Source organism: Noviherbaspirillum sp. (genome assembly GCF_035944575.1).
GTDB lineage: Bacteria > Pseudomonadota > Gammaproteobacteria > Burkholderiales > Burkholderiaceae_D > Noviherbaspirillum.
Genome location: NZ_DASZBA010000010.1, coordinates 1 through 5,472 on the forward strand (window position 1 = coordinate 1; position 5,472 = coordinate 5,472).

A 5,472-nucleotide genomic window follows, 5' to 3' on the forward strand; every position below is an offset into this window, starting at 1 on the left:
GCCGGGTCCCCTCCCCCTTTCAGGGGGAGGGCTAGGGTGGGGGTAGTAAGGTTGGACTGCTGCATGCGATAGCTCAACCTTCACACCCCCATTCCAGCTAAGCGGATTGCCCTTACGGACAATCCGCTACGCAGGTGGACAGCATACTGTCCGAATTCCCTGCTACGCCCCCCTAAAAGGGGGAAGGAGCTTTACGGATGTCATTACAAAGGCCGGTCATATCAAAAAGCCGCAAGGAGACAAAATGCAATACCAAAACATCCTCTTCACCATCACCGACGGCATCGCCCGCCTCACGCTCAACCGTCCCGACAAGCTCAACAGCTTCACCGGCGCGATGCATCGCGAAGTGCAGCATGCGCTCGACGCGATCCGTGCCGACCGGTCGGTCCGTGTGCTGGTGCTGACCGGCGCCGGACGCGGGTTCTGCGCCGGCCAGGATCTCGCCGACAGAGAAGTGGCGCCGGGTCCGGACGGCGCCGACCTCGGCAAGGCAATCGAAACATACTATGCGCCGCTGGTGCTCGCCCTGCGCGCATTGCCCTTTCCGGTGGTCTGCGCCGTCAACGGCGTGGCGGCGGGCGCCGGCGCCAACATTGCGCTGGCATGCGACATCGTGATCGCCGGCCGGTCAGCCAGCTTCGTCCAGGTGTTCTGCAAGCTCGGCCTCTTGCCCGATACCGGAGGCACCTACTTCCTGCCGCGTCTGCTCGGCACGGCAAGGGCCATGGGCCTGTCGATGCTGGGCGACAAGCTCACCGCGGAGAAAGCGGAAAGCTGGGGCCTGATCTGGAAGTGCGTCGATGATACCGAACTCGCGCGCGAGACCGATGAAATGGCCCGGCATTTCGCCAATGCGCCGACCCTCGGCCTGTCGCGCATCAAGCAGGCGCTGTACGCCAGCCCGGCGAATACGCTGGAGCAGCAGCTTGCGCTGGAATGCGACCTGATGCGCGAACTGGGACGCAGCTACGATTATCAGGAAGGCGTGAACGCATTCATGGAAAAGCGCGCGCCGCAATACAAGGGGAAATGACGATGGCGATCGCATCATGAATGATCACGGCGATCTGCCGCCGATGGATCCGCAAAGCCTGGCCGAAGCAGCCGGACTTGCCATGTTCACCCGCGACCGGGCGTCGCAGGCGCTGGGCATGGAACTGGCCGCGATCGGTCCGGGATATGCACGCATGACGATGCAGGTGCGGCCGGAAATGCTCAACGGCCACGGCACCTGTCACGGCGGCTTTATCTTTGCGCTCGCCGACAGCGCGTTCGCGTTTGCCTGCAACAGCTACAACCAGAATACGGTGGCGTCCGGCTGCAGCATCGAATACCTGAGTCCCGGCCGCGAAGGCGATGTGCTGCAGGCGGAAGCGGTCGAGCAGGTGCGTTCCCGCAAGACCGGTGTATACGACATTACGGTGACCAACCAGGACGGCACCTGCATCGCGGTATTCCGAGGAAAGTCCTTTCAGATCAACGGAGACGTGATCGGCGCGGCGATGGACAAGGGGTGAATCGTCGCAGCGGTCCGGATAAAAGAGGAGACACACATGGCACATCGCAGACCGGAACCCGGTGAACTCGAACCGATCGAAACTGCCAGCAGGGACGAACTGCAGGCATTGCAGCTGCAACGGATGAAATGGTCACTGCGACACGCATACGACAACGTGCCGCATTACCGCAAATCGTTCGATGCGGCCGGCGTGCACCCGGACGACCTGAAGACGCTGGCGGATCTGTCGCGCTTTCCCTTCACCTACAAGAACGACCTGCGGGACAACTATCCGTTCAGTATGTTTGCCGTGCCACGCGAGCAGGTCGTGCGCATCCACGCATCGAGCGGCACCACCGGCAAGCCGACCGTGGTGGGTTATACCAAGAATGACATCGATACCTGGGCGACCGTCATGGCGCGTTCGATCCGTGCCTCCGGCGGTCGTCCGGGCGACATCGTCCATATCGGTTATGGCTACGGCCTGTTCACCGGCGGCTTGGGCGCGCATTACGGCGCTGAGAAACTTGGCTGCACCGTGATCCCGATGTCGGGCGGGCAGACCGAGCGGCAGGTGCAGCTGATCCGGGATTTCAAGCCGCGCATCATCATGGTCACGCCATCCTACATGCTGAACATCGTGGAGGAATTCGCGCGGCAGGGTTTGAATCCCGCTGACACCTCGCTCGAAATCGGTATCTTCGGCGCCGAGCCGTGGACCGAGGCGATGCGCAGCGAGATCGAAGCACGGGCCGGCATCGACGCCGTCGATATCTATGGGCTGTCGGAAGTGATGGGGCCGGGCGTGGCGAACGAATGTATTGAAAGCAAGGACGGCCCGGTGATCTGGGAAGACCATTTCTACCCGGAGATCATCGATCCCGACACCGGTGCGGTGCTGCCGGACGGCGAGGAGGGCGAACTCGTGTTCACTTCGCTGAGCAAGGAAGCGCTGCCCATCATCCGCTACCGCACCCGCGACCTCACCCGACTGCTGCCGCCGACCTCGCGGTCGATGCGCCGCATCGGCAAGATCACCGGCCGCTCCGACGACATGCTGATCATCCGCGGCGTGAACGTATTCCCAACGCAGATCGAGGAGCTGATCCTGAAGCAAACGGATCTCGCACCGCAGTACCAGCTCGTCGTAACGCGGGAAGGCCATCTCGACGAACTGGAAGTCAGGGCGGAAATGCGCATCGAAGCGGCGGCGAGGCTGGGCGCTTCCGACGTGGAGGCACTGACACGCTCGATGGAGCAGCAGATCAAGACATTCGTCGGCGTGACGACGCGGGTCAGCGTCGTGCAGCCGGATACGATCGAACGCACCGCGACCGGAAAGGCCCGGAGGGTGATCGACAAGCGGCCGAAGGAAAAGCGTTAAGCATCGCCGGCCGTTCGATGGTAATTGGCCGTTTTGGCAAGAAGGTGTGACGCAGAAACCGGCCTCGGTTAAGATGTGCCCGCTTGGTCAACAAGCGCTTCCCGCACTCTTTCCGCGAGGCCGGCTTGAAAGATCGATTTCTCCTCGTTGTCATTTGCCTGCTGTTCGGCATCGCCTTTTCCGTGGCGGGCCTGTTCGGCGGCTTGCTGCCTGTGCAAGGCATGCTGGCCAACTGGCACAAAACACAATCTTGGGAACCGGTGTCCGCCCAGGTACTCGACACCGAACTCAAGAGCAGCCGCAGCAGCAAAACCACCACCTATAAGGTAACGGCGCGGTACCGGTATGAATACTGGGGCAAGGCCTACGAAGGGACGCGCGTCGGGCTGGCGGATTCCGGCTGGGACAACATCGGTTCCTGGCACAAGGACTGGCACGAACGCCTGACGCAGGCGAAAACCCGCGCGAAGCCGGTCACGATATGGGTCAATCCGGTTCGTCCGGAACAGGCGATCATCGACCGCGATATACGATGGATGCAGCTGGTTTTCCATATTCCGTTCGCCACGCTGTTTCCCGCCGTCGGCATCGGGGCATTCTGGATGCTGTGGAAAACACTGCGTGCACCGCCGGATGGGCCGTTACCCAGTCTCCCTCGCCGGAATTCCCGTCGCATTCTTTCGGACGGCAGCAATGCGAAGCGGGGTATGTGGCTGTTTGCAGTTTTTTGGAATCTGCTGAGTTTCCCCATTGCGGGCATTGCGCTTGCCGATGCGGGACGTCAGGGCGGACTCATCTGGCTGGTTCTGATCTTCCCCCTGGTCGGCCTTTACCTCCTGTATGCCGCCGTCCGAAGTTCGCTGGCATGGCGGCGGTTCGGAGAGTTGACCTTGTCACTGGCATCCCCGGCACCCCGGCTCGGTGAAGTCATCGGCGGACAGATCGGTTTCGCCAAGCCTGCCGATTCCGATACAAACTATCTCGTCTCGCTGGTCTGTGAACAGGTGGATACCACCGGCGAAGACACCCGTTACCGCACCGTCTGGCAGCAGCAGAAGCCGGTGCGCCGCGTCGGCGAATCCATCGTCTTTGCATTTCATCCACCCGGCAATCTTCCGCCGTCGTCGGAAGAGGATGGGAGTCACCATCGCTGGCAGATACGGGTACAGACGGAAGACCTCGCATTGGACCGGGCCTTCGACATCGTCATCGGTCGCGCAGAAACGGGCGATGCCGCAGCCATCACAGCCGTCCGGCCACCGTCGTTTGACCGCCGCGCAGACGGCGCCGCAGGCAGCACCGGCAGGGTCGAAATTCCCCCGCACATCGCGACGGTCAGGCGGAGTGGCAACGGACTGGAGATCGCCTATCCCAAGGGACGCGACAAGGGCATGGTGTTTACCTTTGCCGCCGTCGCCGCAGTCTTCGTGCTGATTGCTGTCTGCATGCCGTCGTCCGGCATGCAGGCATTGCTGTTCCGAGTCCTGCTGTTGGCGGTCGGTGCGGGACTTGCCGTCGCAGCCATTTACTGCGCGACGCACGAACGCAGGATCACGGTGATGCGGGCCCGGCTGACCGTTCATGACAAGTGGCTGCTCGGCGATCGCACCATCGCCATCACGATAGCGGAGTTGCGCCGCATCGAGGTCTCGGTCGGCATGACCAAGGTGGCGGGAAATCGCCGCACCGATTTCTACCGCATCGTCGCCGTCCGGCCCGACGGTAAGGGAGCAAACATCACTCTCGGCAGCGGCATACCGTTTGCGACCGTCGTGGAGGCGATCGCTGCGGAGATCAGGAGCGTGCTCGATGCCGGTGTCCTCGGGGCGCATGCGGGCAGCCCGTTCATTGCCGCCGCGGATGACGCCGGCCCTGCGCCGCCTTGGGCGCGCAGGCTGAGGATGGCAATGATCGGTGTTGCGCTTCTATTCGCAGCCGCATTCTTGTGGGATGCGGGCGAACCCTTCTTCGACACCGGCACGCCGGTGCGCTCCGCAGCGAATACGTTACAGACCGACGTTGACGATGATTTGATGACCCTCTTCGACCGGGGCGATATCGAGCAGCTTCGAAAAGCGTTCAGCAACGGGGCGGACGCCGGTGCCTTCGCGGAAAACGGTTCGTCGCTCCTGATGATGGCGAGCGCGCGCCGCAACATGCCGCTGGTGCGCCTGCTGCTGGAGCATGGCGCCGACGTCAATGCGCTCAACCGCAGCCCGATACCGGGCAAGGCCGGCCGCAATGCGCTGATGGTGGCCTTGTACGAAGCGGATGTGGAAATTGCGAAGGTGCTGATGGATGCCGGCTCGCGCACTGATATTACTGACGGGCACGGATGGAAGATCGTGCATCATGCGGCCCGGCGCGGCTGCATCGCCTGCATGCAGATGCTAAAGGAGCGCGGCTTTCCACTGGATGAGGCGGCGCCCGGCAGCAGGGGGGAGACGCCGATGATGGTTGCGGCGCAGTTTAATCATCCCGAATTGATCCGATGGCTCATCGATCAGGGCGCCGATCCCCGTGCGCGGGACAGGCATGGGGAGAATGTTTTCGGCTGGGCACGCTTTTTCAATCAGCGGGCGGCGAT

General features: G+C 62.4%; 4 protein-coding genes. All 4 read left to right on the forward strand.

Features of this window, described 5'->3' with window-relative positions; all coding sequences use genetic code 11:
- The first annotated feature begins 244 nt into the window (after positions 1–244).
- The gene (gene paaG, locus VGU61_RS00475; RefSeq protein WP_326857126.1) at positions 245–1,036 is read left to right on the forward strand and encodes a 2-(1,2-epoxy-1,2-dihydrophenyl)acetyl-CoA isomerase PaaG; all 792 of its coding nucleotides are present in this window, start codon (positions 245–247) and stop codon (positions 1,034–1,036) included.
- 16 nt (positions 1,037–1,052) lie between these two features.
- A complete protein-coding gene (gene paaI / locus VGU61_RS00480) occupies positions 1,053–1,520 on the forward strand; it encodes a hydroxyphenylacetyl-CoA thioesterase PaaI (RefSeq protein WP_326857127.1) in 468 nt (155 codons plus the stop codon).
- A 36-nt stretch (positions 1,521–1,556) separates the two neighbouring features.
- Positions 1,557–2,885 (forward strand): phenylacetate--CoA ligase PaaK, encoded by a 1,329-nt coding sequence (paaK, locus tag VGU61_RS00485; RefSeq protein ID WP_326857128.1) that lies wholly within the window; start codon positions 1,557–1,559, stop codon positions 2,883–2,885.
- Between the two features lie 125 nt (positions 2,886–3,010).
- On the forward strand, positions 3,011–5,472 hold a 2,462-nt coding region (locus tag VGU61_RS00490), incomplete at its 3' end, for an ankyrin repeat domain-containing protein (protein WP_326857130.1).